Genomic DNA, 21,378 nt, shown 5'->3' on the forward strand with positions numbered 1-21,378 from the left:
CCTCGGTCGGCCTCCGGATGACTTGGCGTTGCATGCTCGTCGTCAATCGATACAAAGATGACGTAGCGGCCGACCAGGAGCCTGTCGCCGTGGTCTAGCCGGCGCGGACCGGTGATGCGTTGGCTCGATCCATTGATGAAAGTGCCATTGCGCGAAATGTCGTGCAGCCAAAACGCGCCTGCCTCGTATCGGATTTGGCAATGCCGGCCTGAGATGAACTTGTCAGGATCAGGCAAGATCCAGTCGCAATGTTCGCGGCCGATTTTGAAGCTGCGATTACGCGATCGGTAGCCAGGCGCCACGCCAGTGGGCAGGGCATCGACATTGCTGATCTGCAGACTGATTAACATGCGAAATCGCCTGTGTGATCGCTGGCGGCCTTGCCGACACGATACTCCATGTTTTTAGCGTGGCTAATCCCAAAATACGCATCACAGTATTCGTGGTCCGCTTTGGCCTGCACAACAAACATGTGGTACGCTCGAAATGGACTGGCAACCATCAGGGTTTCATGTGATTTCGAGTTCCTGATTAGGATATTCAAATCCACTGGGCTGGCCGCCAGGCCGAGGAGGGGCACGACCCATGCCAAGTGAACAACGTGCCACGGTTGTGCAAACGCCAGTTGGCGCTGAACTGTTGACCTTTACACATCTCGTCGGGCGCGATGAGATCAGTCGTTGTCTGGCCTATGCGGTCGGGTTCGTGAGCCCCAGCCACGATATCGATCCGCTGGAGATGCTGGGTGGCCCCGTCTCGATCGAAGGTGAAGCCGACCCCCAGCGCTGGTTCAGCGGCATCGTGTCGGAGTTTCGCCTCACCCGGATCGAGGATCGACTGGCCTATTACGAAGCAGTCGTCAGGCCATGGCTCTGGTTTCTCGGCAATACTACCGACTGCCGTATTTTCCAAAACATGAGCGTCATCGAAATCGTCGAAGAGGTTTTCTCGAAATACAGCACGGCAAAATTCGAGAAACGCCTGCAAGGTTCCTATCCGCCGCGCGAATATTGCGTGCAATATGATGAGACCGATCTGGACTTCGTGCAGCGGCTGCTCGAGCACGAGGGCATCTTGTATTTCTTCGAGCATGGTGAGGGCAAGCACACGCTTGTGCTCGCCGATGCCATCAACAAGCTCAAGCCGGCGCCGGGCTATGAAAAAGTGCCGTACCACTTTGAGGGGCAGGGCTCCCGGCGCGATGTCGAATACATTACCGAATGGATTCCGGGGAGTTCGGTGCGGCCGGGCGCCTATGTCCATACCGACTATGATTTCAAGAAGCCGGGCGCTGACCTGATGGTCAAATCCGCCCAGCCGTTCAATCACAAGCTGGCCGCAGGCGAGAATTACCGTCAGCCCGGCGCCCACCTGGAAGTCGGCCGCGGTGACAGCCTGGCGGCGATCCGGCGCGAGGAAATCCAAGCGGTGCACCAGCGCATTGCTGCAGTCGGCACCGTGCGCGGCCTGTATTCCGGCTGCACGTTCAAGCTGGACGGTTTTCCGCGCGACGACCAGAACCAGGAGTATCTGGTGGTCAGCGCCGAATACAGGCTGTTCGATCCGGGCTACAGAGCCCTTGCCGATGTCGAAAGCGAAAACTTCAAGGTGATCCTCGGCGTGGCGCCGACCGCCTTGGCCTATCGCCCGCCGCGGGTCACGACACGGCCGATCATGCGCGGCCCGCAGACGGCGACGGTGGTCGGCCCGTCCGGCGAGGAAATATTCACCGACAAATATGCACGGGTGAAGGTGCAGTTCCACTGGGACCGTCTCGGCAAGAAGGACCAGAACAGCTCCTGCTTCGTGCGGGTCTCGCAGACCTGGGCCGGCAGCGGCTGGGGTTTCATCCAGATCCCGCGCATCGGCCAGGAGGTGATCGTCGACTTCATCGAAGGCGACCCGGATCTGCCGATCATCACCGGCCGGGTCTACAACGCCTCGCAGATGCCGCCCTACGGACTGCCGGGCAGCGCCACGCAATCCGGCTGGAAATCCGACTCGTCGAAAGGCGGCGGCGGCTACAACGAGCTGATGTTCGAAGACAAGGCCGGCTCCGAACTGGTCAATTTCCAGGCGCAGAAGGACCACAACCTTCTGATCAAGAACGACCGCACCAAGCTGGTGCAGCACGACCAGTCCGACCGCATCGACCACGACGCCAAGCACTCCGTCGGCCACAACCTCGACGAGGACGTCGGCAACAACAAGACGGTCAAGGTCGGCGTCGACCAGACGACGGATATCGGCTCGAACGATACCGAGACGGTTGGTATCAACCGCTCGCTGACGGTTGGTTCGAACGAGACCATCGGTATTGGGTCCAATTCGACGGAGACGATCGGCGCAAATCACACCCAGACGGTCGCGATCGTCCAGACGATCACCGTTGGCGCGGCGCGTGTCGATACAGTGGGTGCCTCGGAGACGCGCAGCGTCGGCGCGGTCCAGACGAATACGATCGGGGCGACACGGTCGGTGACCGTAGGTTCGGCGCAAAGCCACGACATCGGGGCTTCCGATAGCTGGAACATCGCGGCCGGGCAGACCGTCAATGTCGGTGCCGATCAGAGCGTCACGGTTGGCAGCGCCCAGACTTTCAGCATCGGTGCGGCACGCAGCGCGAGCATTGCCGCGGACGACTCCACAAGCGTCGGGGGCGCCCATACGCTGGGTATCGCAAAGGGTAGCGGGATCAGCATCGGCGAGGACAGTACCATCAAGGTCGGCAAGAAACTGGTGATTGACGCAGGTGACGAGATTTTGATCCAGACCGGATCGGCGAAGATCATGATGAAAAAGGACGGCACGATCGCGATCGAGGGCAAGGATATTTCTGTCAAGGCTTCCGGCAAGATCAACATCAAGGCATCGGGCGACATCACCATGAAGGGCTCGAAGATCCACGAGAATTGAGGGCGAAGATGGTTGAAGTCAGTGAGCGCATTGAGGGGGTTGTCATCGGTGTCTTCCTTGGTTTCGGCGAGGACGCACCTGTGGTGGTGTTTCCGGGTAATCCGGACGAAACGGCTTTGCCGGCGCGTAGCCTGTGCGAACTCTCATCGGATATGATCGGCAGGGAGGTCGCCCTGCTCTTCCAGGGAGGCGATCCGCGCAAGCCGCTGATCGTTGGACGCATCGTCGACCCAGTACGCGCGGCGGCCACTCACCATGTCATGCGCGACGGCGACCATGTGCGGATCACCGCCAACGACAGACTCGAGCTGCGTTGCGGCAAGGCGACAATCATCATGGAGAGCGATGGCCGCATCACAATCCGCGGCGGTCATATCATCAGCCACGCCAGCGGCGCGCAGCGCATTCGCGGTGGCTCGATCAACCTGAATTGATGGCCGTCTCCTGATGGCGTCGGTGAGCGCTCAGCTTATCGCGTCGCCGCAACGCATAGCGGTTGAGGTGGTGCGCCAGCATGTGGAGCAGGCGGCGTTTCTGTGGGCGCAGCGCGACACCTGGTCCCTGGAGGATCCGCCCGACGAGGCCGTGATCGCCGAGATTGGGCAGCGCCTCGAGATCAACCTCGACGGCCTTCGTATCGCCGGTAGCGCGGCATGGCCGTTCGTGGATCGCCAGCTTGCGGACTTCCCGGACAAGGGCGAGTTCTTCGTCGCCGGCTGGATGGCGATTGAGCAGGAGGACGAAAAGCGGGTCGACAGCACGATCGAGGCGGCGCGGCAAGCTGGGGAACGCCGAGGTCTGGTTGGTGCATTTTCCTGGCACAAGCCACAGAAGATCGGGAAACTCGTGCGGGACTGGCTGGGTGCGCATGATGCGCTTCTGCGCTACCTCGGCGTTGCCGCCTGCGTCGCACATGGTGTCGATCCGAAGCGGTTGCTTGAGCGTCTCGTCCGCGACCCGGATTCGGACACACGTGCACTCAGCCTGCGACTGGCTGGAAAGCTGAAACGCACGGATCTTGCGCAGGAGATGGAGGCTGCGATGCAGGCGGAAGACGATGCCGTGCGGCTTTGGGCGGGGTGGGCGTTGACGGAACTCGGCTCTGGCGATCTAGCGCGAGCCGAGCTGCGCAGCTCTGCGGTGGCCGGCGGCTCCGATGCGCTGAGCGCCTTACGCGCCGCTGTCAAGGCGGGACCCGAAAAGGAGGTGCGCGCCTGGCTGGGCGGGCTAATGAAATCATCACAGACGGCCCCGATCGCGGTGCGGGGCATCGGCATGCTGGGCGATCGCGCGGTTCTGCCCTGGCTTATTGAGCGGATGAGGGAACCGGCCCTGGCCGTCGCAGCAGGCTCGTCGTTTCTGGAGTTATTTCCCGTGGCGCGGGAGGAAACAAAGCTTTTCGCCAACGACGCGGCACAGATCGGACCAAATTTCGCGGAACACTTCGGCGATGATCAGCCCGCTCTGCTGCTGGCCGACAAGGTTGAGACTTGGGCCAAGACCAATGCCCGGCCGATTGCTAGGGCGGGATGAGATGTCCGGCAAAGTATCGGCGTCCAGGCAGATAGTTCGCTGCCGCGTTGGATTCGGTGAATGTTTCAAGCGCGGCCATTATCGCGAGTCGATCGGCGGAACCCCCTCTGAAGAAGGACGTGCAGTCAATTCCCGTGTACGCTTCAAAGCGGTGCCGGTAATTGTAGAAGGCGGGAGCGACTTCTTGTGATATCTGATCCTGGAGCTGCCGAACAAAGCTCTCCATTGTCCAGACGTTCGCTTCGAAAATGAAGACGTCGTCGTTGGCCAGCTTCGACCTGGTATTACGGTAGGCTTCTTCCGTTCTGTGGACGAATTCCGGAGTACCCTCGGCCAAAAGGCGAAGTTGCTCTTCCACGTTTTTGAGCCCTGGAATCTCGGCAAGTACCTGGTCGACGTCCTTGAATGGAAAAATGTCGGCATAGCTCTCCAACTCACCTCCCGGTTTTTCGAGCAAGTCGCATATGCTGAAGCCGATTACCTCATGGTCGCGCGCTTCCTCGGCATTCTCCCAGGCACGCAACATGTCGCCAATCAGCCAAATCTGACCGGCAAGCGCGGCGCCTTCCGCGGCGTACATCCGGACCTCTGGATCAACACTTCGCAAGGCCTGCTGCAGCAGGACCAGATCTGACTGCGGAGCCAGGTCGCCCGTCAGCATGAGTGAAACGCGAGAGAGCGCGGGGGTGTCCTTGTCATCATAATAACGGCTCAGGATCTGGGCGTGAGAATGGTCACCTTGCCTGGCCAGTTCCACCACAGTGGCCAGAACGATCCAGGGATTTCGATCTCCCAGCGCCGCAGGACCAAGCAATCCGCTCGGAGGTGTCTGTGCAAAGTTGAGACCACGAAACCTCCAGTCGAACGTCCCGTAGAGAAATGAAGGAAGATCTGCATTCGCCATTAGATCACCGCTCTCGGTATTCCGGGACTGTGTTCAGAAGTGCACTTTGCGATGGAAGTCGACAAGCGCGCTCTGTGCCTTCGCGAGCGCCGATTCGTACTTTGAGCACTTTGCGCTGACTCCCTGGTGATTCCCCGCGCCAACGGGGCACCCCCCTGCGCCGAGCGCGGTTTTGTGCCCGATTATCGCTACGTTGGTGCCATCCTTTGCAGCATGAATCTTCTTTGCCTGTGCAAGGATTGAGGGGCCGGCGGGGCCATACTGACCGGTCGTGTTATAATGATCCTCGGGCGTTAGCGGGGAATCTTGCGCGGTAAACTCTTCACGCGAGTTCTTTGCGCTCTTGATTATATAATGGCGGCCGCACGCGTCATTAGGATTGTCTTCAGGAATAGCTGCCTCACAGTCATCCTTTTTTGCTTCTTCCCGAATTTTATCCATGGAGTCTATCGCGGCCTGGGCTCGTTCAACGATATCCTTTCCCACCGGATTGCCGGTCGCCTTTCTATTCTGAGCCAAATTCGGCTTGTAGAACTCTGCCGCAGTAATGTTGTTACCCTTCTTCTGCTCCGGATTATGTACCGGCCCCTTGCAGCAAGGGCAGATTCCCTTGTCCAACAGGGCATCCTGGTCGGCGGGGCTCATTGTCTCAATGGTTGCAAGAGGCGCCGTGGTCGTCGCCGAGGATGCATGGTTGCTCGTCGTGATGTCGAAATGCCGACAGACATTTTTGCCTTCGAACATCACGTCCATGCACCAGGCCTGGAAATAGGTCTTGCCCGTAATCTGGTGCGTCACGACGTTTGCGCCGAATGTGCGGGTCGCTGCTTCATCACCCAGCACGGATTCCTTGTAGTACGACTTCTGTGCCAGCGCTGCGCCTTTGCCGCCGATTTTCACCGTGGATGAAGCAGATTTGAGATTGTTGGAGAATGAGGTGTCCGGATAGGGGATCGGGATCGGCCCGGCCGGCGGCGAGGGCGGCGACATGCACACGTCAGGGAAGCGCGCGATTGACTTGTTCATGCCGTTCTCGGCGGCGATCTCCCACATTCCGGCAAAGACGTTCTTTGTCATCTTCGCTCCCCTCAGGCCGAAACCACGGCGGCAGCCCGGCCGCCGAATGCCATCGAACTACCATGCAGAGCCGCGAGGTTGCCGGGCGCATAGCCGCGCTTGAATGCTTGCTCGGCCCAGGCAAACTGGATCAGTCCAGCCGCCGCTCCGCAATCGCCCATGCAGTCGGCGGCATGCCACACGGGCTGCTCCGGTCGCGTCTGGCGCATGTTGCGAAGCTGCGCCAGAACAAGTTCCTCGAAGGCGTAGGACTCGCCCGCGACATCGCTGAGACGGAACGCGATTTCGTGCATCTGCACGCCGGCCTCGGCGAGCGCGGCTTTCACTGCCGCGCCAAGTCCATCCGCCCGGAATGGTTCCTCGTTGCTGGGGGTTGCCGTTTCGATAGCGAGGCCCAGCCCTCGCAGCCGCAAAGCCCCCTCGACGATCGGACGTTTGCTGACGACCAGAATGCAGGCCGCCTCGCCGGGGAGGAGGCCATCCGTCACGTCGCTCGTCTTCAATCGCATCCGGTCGTCGAGCCAACTGAGCGAGCGCGCGTCGATCAGGCTGTCGATCGCCATGACGAGGCAGGCATCCGCGTCGCGTTCATCCAACAGCTTGCGCGCCTGTTCTATCGCGACAAAAGCCGAAATTTGGCCATGGGTGATCTGGAATGTGCGTGATCCCACCAATGGCGCTCCGCCGGGCACAGCAAGCCCGGACAGAATGCCATTTATGCGGGCGCCGGCCATGCCGGCATCGCGCATGCACAGGAGGAACGGCATCTCGCCCCACGGGAGCAGGGCCGCAACCTTTTCATCTATATGTTCGACAGCGAACCGGGCCAGCGCCTGGAGGCGGCTGCGGCCGCGCGTCTCGGGCAGAATTGCGTCGACCACAGCGCCGCGAAGCGGCTGACCGCCGTTGTCCCGGTACGGTAACTCCTCGAACACGGCGATCTTCGCCCGCATCGCGGCAATGGCACTTGCCGGGGTGTAGCCGACCGGACAGACGAGGCTGATGCAGGAGATAGCGGTCATCTTTTCCTGCGCGTTGCGGCTAGCGCCGCCACGGCTTCCTTCAACCCGGCGTAATGCGGCTTGGCGTTGATCCGCTTCGGCTCTCTGCCCACCTGCACCTGCTGCAGTTTCACGAATTTTCGCGGCAACTTTACGCCCACCCGTCCGACCAGAACGATCCTCCCCGCATGCGGCATTATGTTGAGCGTGTCCGGCGCCGCCACCTTGTGCTCGGTCCTGTCGTTGAACATGAACCGTACCGGTACCGACATCGCCGGCAGCTTCACCTTGAACTTGCCGCTCTCGTTCATGCCCAGGCAGCCGAAGACCATGCCTTCGCCAAGCTTGTCCAGCCATTGGTCCTCGGGCGCCGCCTGAAAGTAGCGGTCGTCGAAATCCTGCGGCAGGAATGGCAGGACGTTCTCCATCCAGTGCTTGTCATAGGTGCCGGCATAGCGCGCGCGTTCTTTCGCAAAGCGCGGCACCGGCCCGAAGCCGATAGGGCGCGGCCGGTCGTTCCAGATGCGCATCCGCGATTGCGGGTGCTCGACACAGGGCAGCGGCGTGCCGTCGATGTTGCCCTGGCCGGCAAGGTAGCCGCTGCCGATCGGGTTGACGGCGTCGCTTCGATGCTGCGCTGGATCGGGATCGGTCCGGTCTGTGCCGCCGAAGGCGAGGTGCCACGCCAGCGGCATTGACGTGAAGGGGTGGGGCCGTGAAGCCTGGATGCCGAGCCCGCCTCGGAACCAGCGCCTTTGTCCGCTGACCACCGCGCGCTTGTCCAGTCCCGGGCCAACCAATCGCACCTCGATCGCTTCCGCCTGCCGCCCTTTCGGGGCGACGGCCATCGCGTCGAGCAGAACCTCGCATTTCGGCTTGACGGGGGCAAAGTCGGTCTCGACGCGAATGGAGGTGACTTCCGGATCGCCATAGTGGGTGTCGGCATAGACGAAGGGCGACTGCTCCTTACTGGGCGTGCAGTTTCCGTCGGCATCGACATCGAACGTGGCACGAATGACAGCCACACAATGTTTCACGCAATGCTTGTCCTGGTAGGGAAAGGTCTCGGCGAGAAACGGCGTGGTGTTCTGGCTGACGAACATCAGCTGGTCTCCCAGCTTGCCGCAAAGATCTGCTCCAGCGTCGCTTGCGGTGACCTCGGATCAATGTCGAAAATGTCCGAATGCGAAGTCCACATCACCATATCGCCGATCACCTCTTCACCCGGTTCGACGGTTGGCACGGGCAGGGCGCCCAGCGCTGTATCCAGTTCGTCAGGCGTCAGCTCGCCCCGCTGGGCGGCAAAGGCAGTCTCTTCAATCCCGGCAAACCACGCATCGGCGCGAGCCAGTTGAACGGAAGCCTCAGGAAGCTGCGCGACGACGCTCAACGGAAACTGCCTGCCAACCCTATCGACGCTCTGCAAGATAATGCCCGCCGACGCGCCGACAAAGCCCGGACCCGTTAGGAACCGCAGCGCCGTGCCGCGCGGCCAGGATTCCGAGCCAATAAGCGGGACGACATGCTGCGCCAGCCAGCGGTCCCAGGCGCGAACAAAATCTCCCGGCAGCCGCCGCGTCACGAAATCGCCGGTCGCGGGCATTTTGCCGTAGAAGCCGGGCAGGATCATATCTGCGGCGGACATGAGAATTTCTTGAACATTTGCAGGTTGTACGGGTTCTCGACGCTTGCCGCCTTGAGTTGGAAATCGGCGTACATGCCTTTGGTGCCCAGGCGCAGGCTGTAGACGTCCGACAGCGAGGTGCCGGTGAAGCGACCGCTGCGCAACATTCTCAGCCACGCCCAGCTGCCGGTTTCGTTGAGCAAGATTTCGGGCGAGCCATCGATCGGCTGGAAGGCAAGCGAGATGACCCCTGTGCCGTCCTTGCCGGGCCACGTCATCGGCTGCGGCCTCGTTGCATTGTTATAATAGACGAGGTTCTGGCCATCGAGGTTGAGCGTCACGCGCGCGACATTGGGCGACAGGTCCTTCGGTTCGAGCGTGAAGCTCATCAGCGGGCCTGTACCGCCGGGAAAGAGATCATCGCGGATCCGCCTTGCCTGTTCGAACGCGGCCAGTGCCGAAGGATCAAGGCCGAAATCGGCGCGCCATTTCCATGGCTGCGCTGACGTGTCGACATAGCTGATCAGATGGTCGTTGATGAAGGTGTCGATCAGCCCTGCCGGTCCGAACAGACGGGCGAAGTCGCGGACATTGACGTCGACGGCGCTGTCAGGGCTGAAAGGATAGCGGTTGTTGAGTGCTGCCTGGCAGAACGGCAGGATGTCGGCTCGCCAGATGGCGTTGAGCTCCGAGGTGACCGCCTTCTGCGTCAGCCCGCTGGTATCGCCGGCAATACCGCCCAACCAATCATCGATCGGGTCGGGCAGGATCTGCGCCTGCCTGGCGACCGCTCCCGTCAGCTCGGCGAGGCCGCCCTGCTTTTTAATGGCGTCCTGAGGATCGGGATTGGCCGTCACCGTCTGCAGCACGTTCGAAAGCGCCGTAAGAGCCACGACCGCTGCGTCGAGCGCCGGCGGCTGGCCGTCGACCTCGGCGATGGCACTCTTGAGCGGCTTGAAATGCTCGGCCACCAGACTGCCAGTAAGATCCACTTCGTCGGCGGAACCTGCGCGTGGCAACAGCTTTGCCCCTGTTTTCACAATCTTGCCAAGCTTGCCGAGTTTGCCGAGCAGTTTCGAGCCGCCTTTCGCTGCTGCCTTATTGTCGGCCGGCGCTTCATCGGACCGGGTAAGCTCGGTCTCCTGAACGACCGCCGTAAGCAGGCGCTTCAGCGCAGAGTCGGCGCTTGAAAGATCCTTGAGGTTCTCACTGGCGACGTTGAGGTCGGTCAGTGGCGCGAGCCTCATGTCGCGCAGGAAGCTGTCCCATTGCGCGATATAGTCGTCGTAATAAAGCTTCAGAATATCCTCGGACAGCGCCGACACCGAGGTTTCGGAATTTTCCGAGCAACCGCCGGCGAACACAGCCCGGTCGAGTGCTGCCTGGGCGGCGACATCCTCGACCCGGTCGAGAATGGCGTCGTGGAAGCCGGCATAGGTAAACGCTCCCGAAATGCCGACCCGAAGCGTCTTGTCGGAACGCCGCGCAAAGACCTTGGCGCCGTTGGGACCTGCGAAGTTGGCAGGAATCCATTCCTTGAGCGCAGCCACCGCCGGGTCCGCCAGCAATTGCTTATAGGCACGCGCCGGCAGGGAAATCGTGCAGACGGTTTTCAGTGCCTCTGCAACCAGTGCCTGGTCCGGGGCGATATAACTGGCGTCAACCGCCATGCGACGGATCGCGGCAAGCTGGTGCTCTTCGGCGTCAGCTGTCGGAAAGGGGGCGGCCGCGGCGAATTCAGGCAGACTGTTGACCCACCAGCTCTGGGCGAAGTCTGGATCCATCTGAGAAAGGCCGGTCATCATGCGATAGGTCTTCAGCGCGCCAAGCATGAAGTCCGGATCGCGGATCTGCCGCCACATCGTCGCTTCGAGCAGCGCCACCATGTGCGGCTCGAGAACGTTACGCAAAGCATGGTCGTAAGTGTCGGTCTGTGCCCGCACCAGTTCCGCCGAGGCTGATGGCCCCAGCAAATCCTGTGCTGCGCCAGGCGGCGGGGTGCGGGCATTTGCGACCTCATCCATCCCACCGAGGGCGACATCGATCGCAGGCTGTTCTACGGATGCCGGGTTTGCCGCGGCCGAGGTCAGTGGCGTTTGCAGCGCCTCGAACTGGCTTGCCTGGGCCGTGATCGCGTTGCGGTTGTCGTAGTAGGACCAGGTGAATAGGCCGCTGACCAGCAGGGCGGCTGCGGCACATGCGGCGGCCGCGCCACGCCAGATCCAGGCGCGGCGGCGTTGCGCCAGCGGATCGAAGGTGCCGAGGCCCGCTTCCTTGAAGATGACTTCTGTGAGCAGGTTCTTTAGGAAGAAGCTGCGTTTTTCGACACGCGGCGCGGCCAACGCCCGGCGCGGCGGAAGGCCGAAGGAGGCAGACAGCGCTGCGGTCAGCCGATCGATCGGCGCCCCTTCCTGGGTCGCCGACGTCAGATAAAGGCCACGCAGCCAGGCGGCCTCCTCATACCGGCTTTCGCCGAACATCGCCTCGATCAGTACCTGGATCGGCTCGGACAGGCTGGCGAGTTGGGCGGGAAACCTGAAGATTTCGGCGCGGGCAGCAAGCTTGTCTTCGTCCTCCAGCCGGGGCACCAGCCGCCGCTCGAGCTCGGTTGCTAACGTCGCGATTTCCCGCTCGATGGTCTTTGCATCGACATGCGCGTCGAGTGCGAACGTAGTCCCCCAGACCTGCTCGCGCGCAGCCGTCGACAAACCGCCGAAGAAAGCCTCGAACCCCTTGATCAGGTCGGCTTTTGTCAGCATCAGATAGACCGGAAGGCGGATTTCGAGGCGGTCGTTGAGCTCGGCCAGCCGACGGCGGATCTTGCGGCCATGCGCCTTGATGGCGTCGTCGCCCTCCGAAAGCACATCGATCGAAAGCGCGACGATCACCCCGTTGAGCGCGCGACGGCCCCGGTGCTTCTTCAAAAGGTCGAGGAAGCCCAGCCACTCCACTGCGTCGACGTCGGGTTGGCTCTCCTGTTGGACATAGCGGCCTGCAGTGTCGATCAGAACCGCACTCTCCGAAAAGAACCAGTCGCAATTGCGCGTGCCGCCGACCCCTTGCAGGTCGTCGGTCAGGTCGATCGGAAAATTCAACCCCGACTGGCGCAAGGCCGTGGTCTTGCCGGTGGCCGGCGGTCCGACGATCACGTACCAGGGCATCTCGCGCAGGAACTTGCGACCGCCCAGTTTGCGGCGCTTCAACTCGGCCATGACCTCGCCGAACTTGGCTCCGACGGCAGCGACATTCTCTTCGCCGGGGCTGAGTGGCTTCTCTACCGCCGGCGCGGCGATTTCGGCGACGAACATACGGTTGGCACGGATCGCCCGACGCTGGGCGGCGATCAGCCAGATCAGCCAGAAGATGACCAGCAGCGCGATGATGACGATGCGCACATTGGCGGAGGCGAAAGGGTCGTAGGGTCCGACCCTGACGATCGGCCCGAATACCCAGATCACAAAGGAAAGCAGCGTGATGCCAATCAGTGTCCACAGCCAGCGCGATGTCAGGACCGCCCAGAGGAAGCGCAGGATGAACATCTCACAGCCTCTTTTCCACCAGCACCTCAACGCGCCGGTTCAGGGCCCGGCCCTCGCGCGTGCCGTCGTCGGCCACTGGATCCGTGGCTGCCCGGCCCTCGGAATGGACGCGTTCCTGCGGCACTCCGTTTTGTACCAGCATGTCGGCAATGGTCTGGGCGCGAGCCTCTGACAGTCGCTGGTTGGTCGACAGCGGATTGGTTCTTTGCAGAGGAACCCCGTCCGTATGTCCGACCACAGTGATGTTGCCGATCAGGTCACGATTGGCCAGGATCACCTTGGCGATCGAGCCGATCAGCGGCTCGAATCCTTCCGTCAGTGTTGGACGCGACGACTGGAACAGTTCGGGATTGGAGGCCTGGATGACCAGCTTGGCCAGCGAAACGCTCTCCGTGCCGCTGAGAGCCGATCTGAGATTGCCCGGCGCCCCGGCTTCAAATTCGGGCAGCAGCGCGAAATCCACGGTCTCCGGCGGCGGGGCATCGACTGTTGGCGATATGCGGCTGATGTCGCCACGGGTCGGCGGCGGCAGGGCGCGGACCAATGCTGAAAGCTCCACCGCCTGGCTGCTTAGCCCCATCGAGAGCCCGACATAGGTCGCGGTAGCGATGACCGCCGCGGCCAGGGCCATCACCCAGATCGGAACGATGAAGCGCTGCGGCTCGTCGGATGCGATGACCCCTTTCCAGTTTGGCGACAGCGGCGCATTCTCGGCGTCGGCATCGCGCAGGAAACGTGCCGCGGCCACACGAACGGCATTGAGCGAGCGATCGCCCGACCGGCCGGGCACGCGATACTTGCCGCGAAAACCCAGTGCCAGGCAGTCATACTGGAGTTCCAGCAATTCGCGATCTCGGTTCGGATGGCGTTCCAGTTCATCGAGCCGTGTGAAGAACTGCGTGCCGGCGTCGACGTCGCCGCGCAACATGACCACAAGCGGCTGACGCGGCCATGCGCTGGGCCCGCCCCAGGGCGTGTTCAGGGCGAGATCGTCGAGCAAGGCCGCCACCACCCAGGCTGCCTGATCGGCCCGCTCCATCGACGACCCCGCCGCCATTGCCGTGTCGCGTGCGCGAACCAGTTCTTCGAGCAGCCGGGTGCGTAACACTTCCGGATTCTCCGGTGGCAGCGCGCTTTCAAGCTCAGGCGCAAACTCGAGCAGGGGCGCGAAGGCGTTGACAAGGCCGTTCGGGTGGGTGCGCGAGCGTTTTACCGGCCCGCCCGGCAAGGATGCCGCCATGGGTCGCGGCATCGGCGTGCCGGTCAGCCTGATGCGAGTGCGTTCGCGATCCTCCGACAGTCCGAAAGGATCATCCCGGCTCATGGTTTCACCTGTTCACCGAATAGCAGTCCACCTGCGGTTCGCTCGGCAGCACACCCGAAACGCCAATGACGAAGCCTGGGGCACCGAGCAGCGATGCCCAGTGCTCGCTTTTCTGGTCGAGCTCAAGGCACAGCCGATCGCCGTCGTAAGGAATCTCGCGGGGTTGCGAATGAAGCGGTTTCAGCGGGATGCCGGGCAGGCGGGACTTCCATAGGCCCTCGAACTCATCGGCCGAGCCCACGGTCGCCTGGTTGACGAATATCTTGCGCAGCGCGTCCTCCGACAGTTCCGAACCGACCCGGATGACGATCCGGCTGGCCACTAGCAGCTTCGGATTGTCGATGCGGATTTTCCAAACGTTGGTCGAATGGCGCATGACGGGCAGCGCGCGCGATTTCGGCTCGATGTAGCGCAGGCTCAGGATCAGTGAGCGCAATGCATCCGCCAGCGCCGAAAACGGTGGGCCGGGCGCCATGTGATCGTAAGCCGGCAGCTCGCCCAGTCGCCGCGCGCTTGAGCCGTAGGTCGCCATCGAGCCGGCAAGCCCGGCCAGTTCCAGGTAAAGTTCGGCCGGATGGAAAACATCCTGCGCAAGCATGTGGGCCAGCCGCGGACGCGCCGCATTGGCGAGGTTAAGCATCAACAGGTCTTCGACGCTGCGCCCTGGCCCGCCCATGACCATCTTGCCATGCGCCTCGGCGATCTGGTCGAGGCCTGTGACCACTTCCAGAAGCAGTTGCCGGTACCAGGCCACTGCACCGGTAACCAATGCCGGTGGCAGGAACGTCTCGTCCAGCGAAACGCCGCCATCGGCACGAATCCCCTTGATGTCGGCTATCGGCAGGGCGGTATAGCCGCCGACCGATTTGCCGGGTTCAAGCAACAGCGATTGCGGCCGGGCGATTTCGATTTCTTCGGGGTCTGAACCGCCCTGGACGGCATCGCGCACCGAAACGATCCGTCCATGATAGCGCGCACCGCTTTGCGGCGCATGCGCCGGATCGAAGCCAATGCCGCCGGCCGGCTCGAGCGGCAAGGCGACCAGCACCGGGCCGGCGCCTGTATCCGGGGTGACCGGCAGCGGACGCGGCGCGTCCATAAGATCCGGAATGGAGAAGGGGGTTCCGTCCGGGAAAATGCCTCGTGCAGACAGGATCGAGATCTGGCCGGCATCGAGCAATGCCTTATCCAGGGTCAATTGCTGAAAGCCGAACGTATGCAGCTGGCCGGCCTGCAACGCGCCGCGCACAGTCGCCTCGAAGAAACGATCCTGCTGCTGGAAATGCTGGGTCCGCAGAAAAAGGCCCTCGGACCACAGCACCCTGTTTGCATCGCTCATCCGGCTACTCTCTGCATCTAGCTCCCCTTGCCTTGGCCGTCAGGCGGAAATGCCGCCGCTGCCGAGTGTGACATTGATCGTAAAGTCTGATCCGGGCGAAACCGATTTGGTCGTCCGCCAGTTTCGCCCGCCAGGCTCACGGATGAGTGCAACGAAGCCCAGGGCCGTCGCATCCGGTTCAACTGTAATGGTCTTGGTCGCGGTTTTTCCAGGCCCGACGGCAATCTGGTCGGATCCGATGAGATCGCCTGCCAGTGCCGAGCCGGCATCCCCCTGCAAGGCAAAGTAGTCGGCGGAGTTGAACTTACCGGTGCTGCGCAGCCGCATGACCAGCACCGTCACAGGCCGGTCGCCGCCGCCTGGTCCAGGGTTCATGCCGGCCGCCCCTGTCAGCTTCACGGTGATGACCGACGGTTTTGGCGGCCCGGCGCTTTGACAGGCCGTAAGCAGCCCGGTCGCACCCAAGGCAACGATAAATTCGCGTCGATCGATCATGTGTTACTCCTCCTCATATGCATCCCGAAAATCGGCGCCGATTTCGCCGAGAAAGCTCTTTTCCGCGCTCTCGGCGATTTCACGATGGCGTTTCTGGTAGAGCTCCCACAGCTTGGCGCCGCGCCCGCCCGACAACAGCGTGCCGATCGCGGAACTCGATTTCAGCTCTTCTTCGATGGCTGCCGGCTCAAAACGGTCGACCATCCGCCGCAAGGCAGCCTGCACGCCGCGCCAGGCGCGCACGTGATGCTGTGCCAGATCGCGAACCGCATCCGCGATAGCCGCTTCGCCGGCGAGAAATCCGGGGCTGCGTTCGGCGATGAGCGTCACGATTGCGTCGTCGACCGTCGGCAGAAACTTGAGTGGATTGACCTCGGAGGCTCCGACCATTGTCTGGGCAACGCGGGCATTTCCCTTTTCTTCGGCACGCTTGCGCAGGAGCTGCATCAATCCTTCCATCATAAGCCGGTATTCGCGGCCGAACTTTTCCATCTCGGCGACGGCGTCGCGCCCGGGAAAATCGGCTTCCGCGACACCCATACCGCGCAGGAATGCGGTGCGAAGCGCCATGTCGGCGTGCTGCCTCGCAGGCGGCTGGCGGGCGGGGCTGGCGGCTGCGCCTGCCCGTATTGGGGGAGGGGCATCTGCCCCTCGCACGGGCACGTCCCAGGGATTGGCCGCTTGCAGTGGCTGGGCGTCGCGCTCGCGCTGCCCGGTTGAGCTGGCGCCGCTTCCCGGGTTGGGCGCTGCGGCTGGACCAAAACCGAAGTCGTCGTTGAATTCCGGCAGCTTTGCCGTCGCAGGCTCCGTAGCGCCGTTGGGGAACGACACCGACTCGAGGCCAAATGGGTCTGTCTGCTTGGGTGCGCTGGCTGGTTCTGGATAGTTTGCGGTGCCTTTGGATACTGGTGTTGCGATCGGATCGAGGCTGAACGGGTCGTCGAAAGCAGGCGAGCTGCGCTGTCTGGAATTGGCGCGTTCGAACGCACCCGGGATCGGCTGCTCGAACGGGTTCGGCAGCTCGGCTGGACGTGGCCGCTGCGGCTCTTCTTCCACGGCGGCTGAAAAGAAATCGTCACGGCCGATGCTGACCGGCGCCCGAGACGCCGGCGGTGAGCGCTCCGGAACCGGCGCTGCGGCTGCTGCTGTGGCTTGGGCACTCGACGTCTGCAGATCGACATATATGATGTAGTCGCCCAGTCTCAGCCGCATTCCATTGCGAAGGCGCGTCGACTTGCCGGCACCGAGCGGCCTGTCGGAGTCGTCTATGAACAATCCGCTGCTCGAGGTATCGGTGACGAAATATCCGTCGCGCCCACCGCTGATCCTGCAATGGGCGCGTGAAACGAACATGTCGGGATCGTCGATCTGCCAGCCGGCGTCCGCGCTGCGGCCGATCACCAGTTCCCCCTCGTCAAGCCGGGTCTGCCGTACCGCCTGGGTGCGTGGCCCTTGCTCCAGCGTCAGCAGCAGACTCATGCCGCGACCTCCGCCCCTTCCTGCCGCCAGCCGACTAATGTCCGCAGCCGCATGTCGTCAGCATCGCCCCTTTCAGCGGGCCGCGCAAGCCACGCGGTCCGGGCGAGTTGCACGGTTCCAATACGCGGCGGCGGAACGGCATCGCGCGCCAGCACGATGCGCAGATCGACGTCGAGCGATTCGCCAACCATGTCGCCAACGGCTTGCTTGAACAATTTGAGGCGTTGACCGCCCGGCAGGAACGCCTTGAAGTCCTCATAGCCCAGTGGGCCGACGCGGAGCTCGATCCTGCTTTGACGGTTGAAGACGCGCGGACCGATCGTCGCTCCCCGACCGAGCCCTGCGTAGGCTTTGCCAACGCGGGTCTGGAGCGCGGCTGGTATGGTCATCCAGGCAGCGATGAACTCCCTGATCTGGACCGGCACCTTGAACGCCTCAGCCAGGAACAGCGTCAGCCGCTCGGGGCCGTCGACCTGATTGGCAAGCGAAGCGGCCTGGCGCAGCTTCACTGCGTCCAGTTCGGGGTTGTGGGTGCCGGGAAGCCCTATTCCCGCCATGGCTTCAAGCATGGCGCGAACGCGCCCACCTACCGGGCGCTCGACCTGAACCGCCGGATGCGCATCCGCCCAGGCCCTGTAATACAGCGCAATCATGCGGTTCTGAAGAATGTTGACGAAGTCCATGAACGTCGTGTCGCTGGTCTGCTGCGCATCGGCGCCGGTGAACCAGCGTTGCGACAGGCGATCGAGTACCCAGCGCGTCAAATGCAGGGGCATCGGACCTTCAGGTCCCATCAGACCAATGTTTGCGACCGTGACCCGTGCGGGCGCTTTGTCAGTCGCTTCGCGGAATTCTGCCAAGTCCTTGGCGAAAAAGCTGAGACGGACATGCTGCCCGAGCCGCGAGGGCTCGCGCTCCGGCGGGCCGGAATAGCCGAACAGCCCGCCTCTTCGTTCGAGTCGCCGCAACAACTCGAAGAAGTCGAATGCATCCGACAGCTCTTCGGACCGGCCAGGCTTGTCTAGATCAGGTAGCGATTGCCGGGCGTCATCGGCCATGGCACATCCTCCTGCTTCTGCAGCAGCCATGTGCGGGTTCGCACAAAGCCGTTTATTCCGGCATGACGGGCAAACAGCCGTGCCAGCAAGGCCGAAAGCAGCAAGGTGCTCTGCCCCGCCAGAACCGATTGATCGACATGCAATGTCACCTCCGTGCCTCGTCCGAAGCACATCGGCCCATCGATCTGTAGCCGTTCGATGACCGACCGGGAGTCGATGCGCACGATCGAGTGCACATTGCGGGCGAGGCTCGGGTCTCCCCTGTCGGCGTAAAGCTCAAGCAGCGCATGCAGCGGATCGACGCCGCGACCTTCCTTTGCAAGGCTTAGAAAGTTGAGCGCGAGCTGCGCTACAAGCCGCCAGGCGAGATTGTCGGCTCGCGATTCACCCGCCGCGCCCGCCGGCAGCGCTGCGGGGATGGCTGGGCGAGGCGGGCGCAATGCGCCGAGAAGCCGGATCGTCTCGACCGGATCGCCGGCTTCCAGAGTCAAGGTAGGGTTGTCGTCAAGAATCGGCAGATCGCGGTTGGTGCAGAGCGCCACGACGTCGACGCGCTTCAGCGGCCGGTTCGGAGGACTTTCCGCGGGACGCGAAATCGCCAGGAAAACGTCGTCCCCCGTGTATGAAGTACGGGTGAGGCCGTCGCGCCGTTCCTCCTCCGTCGGGCGGCGGGGGCGCCGTTCGGTGGAATAAACCCAACCGCTGCCGCGGTTCTGTCCCAGGCTGAAGAGCTCCGGGATTGCAGCGTCGCTCCCCTCGCTGTCGGCGTCCTCGACGCGGATAACCCGATAGATTTCGAAGTCCCGCGCTCTCGTGCGGTCGGCATGCAGCACCTGCCGCGTCTTGCGTGGATCGAGCTCGACGACGTTGCACTCACGTTCGAACAGATTGATGATCGGCGTTGCGAAAAGTTCAAAATCGGCCGCCGTCACATCGGCAACTTCAGGCACCGGACGCCTGAAGATGAAGATGATCTCGAGTTCGGCTGTGCATGTGCGCACGATGGGCTGCAATCCCGAAACCCGAGCAAAATGAAAGCGCTCCGGCATCATGAAATATTCGCGCAGAAGACGGTACCCTTCGAAGGTCGGACGTGTACGAGGCATCAGCGCCTCGTCATCGTTGATGCCGACCATTTCAGGTACCGACAACGGCGATATCGGGTTGGCCTTACCTTCCGGCCGTGCACCAACGGCCGCGCAGGCGCCGAAAATCGCGTCGAAAAGCAGTGGTGCCTTGGTGCGCGCGGAAAAGTAGAGATCAAGCCGGTCGAGCGACAGTTCGTCGAGCTTGCCTTTTCCGGTACGAGCCAGCGTGATGCGAAGCGCCGCCTCGCCATCCACACCGCCGATCCGCGCGATGCCGGCTGCAGCCAAGGCGCTGCGATCCTGAAAATAGCCGACCGAGGTGATGGCAATCGGCCACAGCGTGATGTCCTGGGCGGTGGTGAACGTGCAACGCGTCGACAGGCCTGGCTGGAGGCTGGAAACCAGACGCGTATTGCGTTTGACGACATGGCCCCCAATCATTGTCTGGACCTGCTGGCCGGGTTTGAACACCACCACGGCCGTTGCCGGCGCCGGCGTGACAAGATCGGGATAGAGAACATCAAGGACGGCGCGCGAGAAACGCGAGCGTTCCGCATCGACCTTGAGTCGGGTCCGCGCGGCCAAGAAAGCAACGCCGTCAAGCAGCCGCTCGACGTAAGGGTCCGGACAGGGGACCGTATCGAGTGAAAGGTTGCGCGCCACCGCGGGATGCATGTCGGCAAATTCTGCCGCGAGCGCGCGGATATGGGTCAGTTCCTCCTCGTAATATTCTACGAAGACCCGGTCCATCTCAGGCTTCCCTAAATTCGGTCCGAGCCAAGCCGTTATCGAGATTGATCGTGGTGCGCAGGCGCATGCGTTCGGGCGTGGGCGTCATGATCAACACCGCATCTATCTCGATCTTCAGGCCCACGGTTTTGTCGCCAAGGGTTACGGTAACCTTTGTTGTACTGTCCTTGAGACGCGGCTCGAAGGTGGCAAGCACCGAGCGGATCTCGCGCGCAAGGGCCTCGCGATCAAAGTCGCGGGAAGAACGGCCCGAGAAGGAAGGCACTCCGTAATTGACGACGCTGCGACGCACCTCCGGAAAATCGGCGAGCGACGGTGGGTTGTCCGTGGCCTGTTCGCTTTCAAGGTCGGAAAGAAGCGGAACGGCCTCGAAGCGCTCGGTATTGAACAAAGCCTCGACATCGCGCCGCACGGCTTCCTTGAGCACACGCGCCGACACCACCACGCCGCGGCTTTCGATTTCAGCGCGGTGCTGGCTCTGAAAGGCCAGGCGATGCAGACGCCGCTTCTGGTCGGCCGTCAACTCCGCGTCGGTGTCGATGAGCCGCGCGCTGGCCGCAACAAGATTGTCCAGCCGCTCCGCGCCAAGCTCGTCCTGCAGTGCCTGGCGCAGCCCGTCTATCTCGGAGGTCATACCCGGCAGATCGTTTACGAGGCGGTCCCATAGAGAGGGCTGGACGGCTTCGCGCTTTGCTCGCGAGCTGCCGCTACCCAGCGACTTGTCCGCGCCGGGCCGCCGGGCCTCACTTGCCGACATAGACATCCATTTCGATTTCGTCGTTGTCGTCGTAGACGAACTTTATTTTCTTGTAGGCAAAGCTGACCTCTTCCTCGATCAGGTCCTCCTCATCCTCGGCCTGCGACATGTCGTATTCCATGATCGAGGCGTCGGTGAGTGTGACGACCAGGTAATCCTTGGTCTCGCCATCAATGGTCCGCCGTGCCGAAAACACGACTTCGTCCAGGGCCTTGTTTTCGAACAGCGCCTTTTTCAGGTAGGGCGAGGACTTGTCATAATGCTTGGTGAACTTGATCATACCCAAGGACACACGACCGCGGCGCGAGAGCGAGTTTGGATCATAGGGTGCGATCATCTTGTAATCGACGCCATGGATTTCAATTTCGTCCTCATGGCCATCACGAGTGCTTGGGCCTTTGATATCCGGAACCTTTAGAAAGCCATCAATCTTCGTATTTGTGGGCATTGTCTTTCTCCACCGCTTTCAAAAACCAAGATGTTGTTGCTGCAAA

At 62.2% G+C, this 21,378-nt stretch carries 17 protein-coding genes and 1 pseudogene; 3 read left to right on the top strand and 15 right to left on the bottom strand.

What is annotated here, in order from left to right; genetic code table 11:
• Positions 1-128 precede the first annotated feature (128 nt).
• Positions 129-350, bottom strand: a pseudogene (locus NKJ28_RS27490) (FHA domain-containing protein); the annotation flags it as partial.
• Positions 351-585: 235 nt separating this feature from the next.
• Here NKJ28_RS27490 and NKJ28_RS27495 point away from each other — a divergent pair.
• Genes NKJ28_RS27495 through NKJ28_RS27505 form a run of 3 tightly spaced genes read left to right on the top strand, consistent with a single transcriptional unit; the run spans position 586 to position 4,449 of the window.
• Positions 586-2,916, top strand: a complete 2,331-nt coding sequence (locus NKJ28_RS27495; RefSeq protein WP_352637724.1) for a type VI secretion system Vgr family protein — start codon at positions 586-588, stop codon at positions 2,914-2,916.
• 8 nt (positions 2,917-2,924) lie between these two features.
• A complete protein-coding gene (locus NKJ28_RS27500) occupies positions 2,925-3,350 on the top strand; it encodes a DUF6484 domain-containing protein (protein WP_352637726.1) in 426 nt (141 codons plus the stop codon).
• Positions 3,351-3,363: 13 nt separating this feature from the next.
• Positions 3,364-4,449: a HEAT repeat domain-containing protein gene (locus tag NKJ28_RS27505; RefSeq protein ID WP_352637728.1), complete on the top strand. Its 1,086-nt coding sequence runs from the start codon at positions 3,364-3,366 to the stop codon at positions 4,447-4,449.
• Here NKJ28_RS27505 and NKJ28_RS27510 read toward each other — a convergent pair.
• The 14 genes from NKJ28_RS27510 to NKJ28_RS27575 form a co-directional block, all read right to left on the bottom strand.
• Complete coding sequence (locus NKJ28_RS27510) at positions 4,436-5,353, bottom strand: hypothetical protein (RefSeq protein ID WP_352637730.1); 918 nt, start codon at positions 5,351-5,353, stop codon at positions 4,436-4,438. The two genes, NKJ28_RS27505 and NKJ28_RS27510, sit on opposite strands and share 14 nt — an antisense overlap.
• A gap of 33 nt (positions 5,354-5,386) precedes the next feature.
• Positions 5,387-6,430 carry a PAAR-like domain-containing protein gene (locus NKJ28_RS27515; protein ID WP_352637732.1) on the bottom strand — a complete coding sequence of 348 codons (1,044 nt, stop codon included), beginning with the start codon at positions 6,428-6,430 and terminating at the stop codon, positions 5,387-5,389.
• An 11-nt stretch (positions 6,431-6,441) separates the two neighbouring features.
• Complete coding sequence (locus NKJ28_RS27520) at positions 6,442-7,383, bottom strand: hypothetical protein (RefSeq protein ID WP_352637734.1); 942 nt, start codon at positions 7,381-7,383, stop codon at positions 6,442-6,444.
• Positions 7,384-7,448: 65 nt separating this feature from the next.
• On the bottom strand, positions 7,449-8,534 hold the full coding sequence (locus tag NKJ28_RS27525; RefSeq protein ID WP_352637736.1) for a DUF2169 family type VI secretion system accessory protein: 1,086 nt from the start codon (positions 8,532-8,534) through the stop codon (positions 7,449-7,451).
• Positions 8,534-9,061 (bottom strand): type VI secretion system-associated protein TagF, encoded by a 528-nt coding sequence (gene tagF, locus NKJ28_RS27530; RefSeq protein ID WP_352637738.1) that lies wholly within the window; start codon positions 9,059-9,061, stop codon positions 8,534-8,536. The genes NKJ28_RS27525 and tagF overlap by 1 nt, the downstream gene beginning before the upstream one ends.
• The gene (tssM, locus tag NKJ28_RS27535) at positions 9,058-12,594 is read right to left on the bottom strand and encodes a type VI secretion system membrane subunit TssM (RefSeq protein ID WP_352637740.1); all 3,537 of its coding nucleotides are present in this window, start codon (positions 12,592-12,594) and stop codon (positions 9,058-9,060) included. The genes tagF and tssM overlap by 4 nt, the downstream gene beginning before the upstream one ends.
• Position 12,595: 1 nt before the next feature.
• Positions 12,596-13,918, bottom strand: a complete 1,323-nt coding sequence (gene icmH / locus NKJ28_RS27540) for a type IVB secretion system protein IcmH/DotU (protein ID WP_352637742.1) — start codon at positions 13,916-13,918, stop codon at positions 12,596-12,598.
• Positions 13,919-13,922: 4 nt separating this feature from the next.
• On the bottom strand, positions 13,923-15,257 hold the full coding sequence (gene tssK, locus NKJ28_RS27545; protein ID WP_352637744.1) for a type VI secretion system baseplate subunit TssK: 1,335 nt from the start codon (positions 15,255-15,257) through the stop codon (positions 13,923-13,925).
• Between the two features lie 39 nt (positions 15,258-15,296).
• The gene (tssJ, locus tag NKJ28_RS27550; protein WP_352637745.1) at positions 15,297-15,752 is read right to left on the bottom strand and encodes a type VI secretion system lipoprotein TssJ; all 456 of its coding nucleotides are present in this window, start codon (positions 15,750-15,752) and stop codon (positions 15,297-15,299) included.
• A gap of 3 nt (positions 15,753-15,755) precedes the next feature.
• Complete coding sequence (tagH, locus tag NKJ28_RS27555) at positions 15,756-17,231, bottom strand: type VI secretion system-associated FHA domain protein TagH (protein ID WP_352637746.1); 1,476 nt, start codon at positions 17,229-17,231, stop codon at positions 15,756-15,758.
• Positions 17,228-18,289, bottom strand: coding sequence for a type VI secretion system baseplate subunit TssG (gene tssG / locus NKJ28_RS27560; RefSeq protein WP_352637747.1), 1,062 nt, complete (start codon positions 18,287-18,289; stop codon positions 17,228-17,230). Before tssG ends, tagH begins: the two co-directional genes overlap by 4 nt.
• Positions 18,253-20,127 carry a type VI secretion system baseplate subunit TssF gene (gene tssF, locus NKJ28_RS27565; protein ID WP_352637748.1) on the bottom strand — a complete coding sequence of 625 codons (1,875 nt, stop codon included), beginning with the start codon at positions 20,125-20,127 and terminating at the stop codon, positions 18,253-18,255. The genes tssG and tssF overlap by 37 nt, the downstream gene beginning before the upstream one ends.
• A gap of 1 nt (position 20,128) precedes the next feature.
• Positions 20,129-20,884, bottom strand: a complete 756-nt coding sequence (gene tssE / locus NKJ28_RS27570; protein WP_352637750.1) for a type VI secretion system baseplate subunit TssE — start codon at positions 20,882-20,884, stop codon at positions 20,129-20,131.
• A complete protein-coding gene (locus NKJ28_RS27575) occupies positions 20,871-21,332 on the bottom strand; it encodes an Hcp family type VI secretion system effector (RefSeq protein WP_023678576.1) in 462 nt (153 codons plus the stop codon). Before NKJ28_RS27575 ends, tssE begins: the two co-directional genes overlap by 14 nt.
• Positions 21,333-21,378 lie beyond the last annotated feature (46 nt).

It is taken from the genome of Mesorhizobium sp. M0145 (assembly GCF_040322355.1).
Classification (GTDB): domain Bacteria; phylum Pseudomonadota; class Alphaproteobacteria; order Rhizobiales; family Rhizobiaceae; genus Mesorhizobium.

Excerpts from the sequence above, each read along its gene's own strand:
- NKJ28_RS27495 (WP_352637724.1), top strand. The coding sequence starts at position 586 with ATGCCAAGTGAACAACGTGCCACGGTTGTGCAAACGCCAGTTGGCGCT.
- NKJ28_RS27500 (WP_352637726.1), top strand. The coding sequence starts at position 2,925 with ATGGTTGAAGTCAGTGAGCGCATTGAGGGGGTTGTCATCGGTGTCTTC.
- NKJ28_RS27505 (WP_352637728.1), top strand. The coding sequence starts at position 3,364 with ATGGCGTCGGTGAGCGCTCAGCTTATCGCGTCGCCGCAACGCATAGCG.
- NKJ28_RS27510 (WP_352637730.1), bottom strand. The coding sequence starts at position 5,353 with ATGGCGAATGCAGATCTTCCTTCATTTCTCTACGGGACGTTCGACTGG.
- NKJ28_RS27515 (WP_352637732.1), bottom strand. The coding sequence starts at position 6,430 with ATGACAAAGAACGTCTTTGCCGGAATGTGGGAGATCGCCGCCGAGAAC.
- NKJ28_RS27520 (WP_352637734.1), bottom strand. The coding sequence starts at position 7,383 with ATGCGGGCGAAGATCGCCGTGTTCGAGGAGTTACCGTACCGGGACAAC.
- NKJ28_RS27525 (WP_352637736.1), bottom strand. The coding sequence starts at position 8,534 with ATGTTCGTCAGCCAGAACACCACGCCGTTTCTCGCCGAGACCTTTCCC.
- tagF (WP_352637738.1), bottom strand. The coding sequence starts at position 9,061 with ATGATCCTGCCCGGCTTCTACGGCAAAATGCCCGCGACCGGCGATTTC.
- tssM (WP_352637740.1), bottom strand. The coding sequence starts at position 12,594 with ATGTTCATCCTGCGCTTCCTCTGGGCGGTCCTGACATCGCGCTGGCTG.
- icmH (WP_352637742.1), bottom strand. The coding sequence starts at position 13,918 with ATGAGCCGGGATGATCCTTTCGGACTGTCGGAGGATCGCGAACGCACT.
- tssK (WP_352637744.1), bottom strand. The coding sequence starts at position 15,257 with ATGAGCGATGCAAACAGGGTGCTGTGGTCCGAGGGCCTTTTTCTGCGG.
- tssJ (WP_352637745.1), bottom strand. The coding sequence starts at position 15,752 with ATGATCGATCGACGCGAATTTATCGTTGCCTTGGGTGCGACCGGGCTG.
- tagH (WP_352637746.1), bottom strand. The coding sequence starts at position 17,231 with ATGAGTCTGCTGCTGACGCTGGAGCAAGGGCCACGCACCCAGGCGGTA.
- tssG (WP_352637747.1), bottom strand. The coding sequence starts at position 18,289 with ATGGCCGATGACGCCCGGCAATCGCTACCTGATCTAGACAAGCCTGGC.
- tssF (WP_352637748.1), bottom strand. The coding sequence starts at position 20,127 with ATGGACCGGGTCTTCGTAGAATATTACGAGGAGGAACTGACCCATATC.
- tssE (WP_352637750.1), bottom strand. The coding sequence starts at position 20,884 with ATGTCGGCAAGTGAGGCCCGGCGGCCCGGCGCGGACAAGTCGCTGGGT.
- NKJ28_RS27575 (WP_023678576.1), bottom strand. The coding sequence starts at position 21,332 with ATGCCCACAAATACGAAGATTGATGGCTTTCTAAAGGTTCCGGATATC.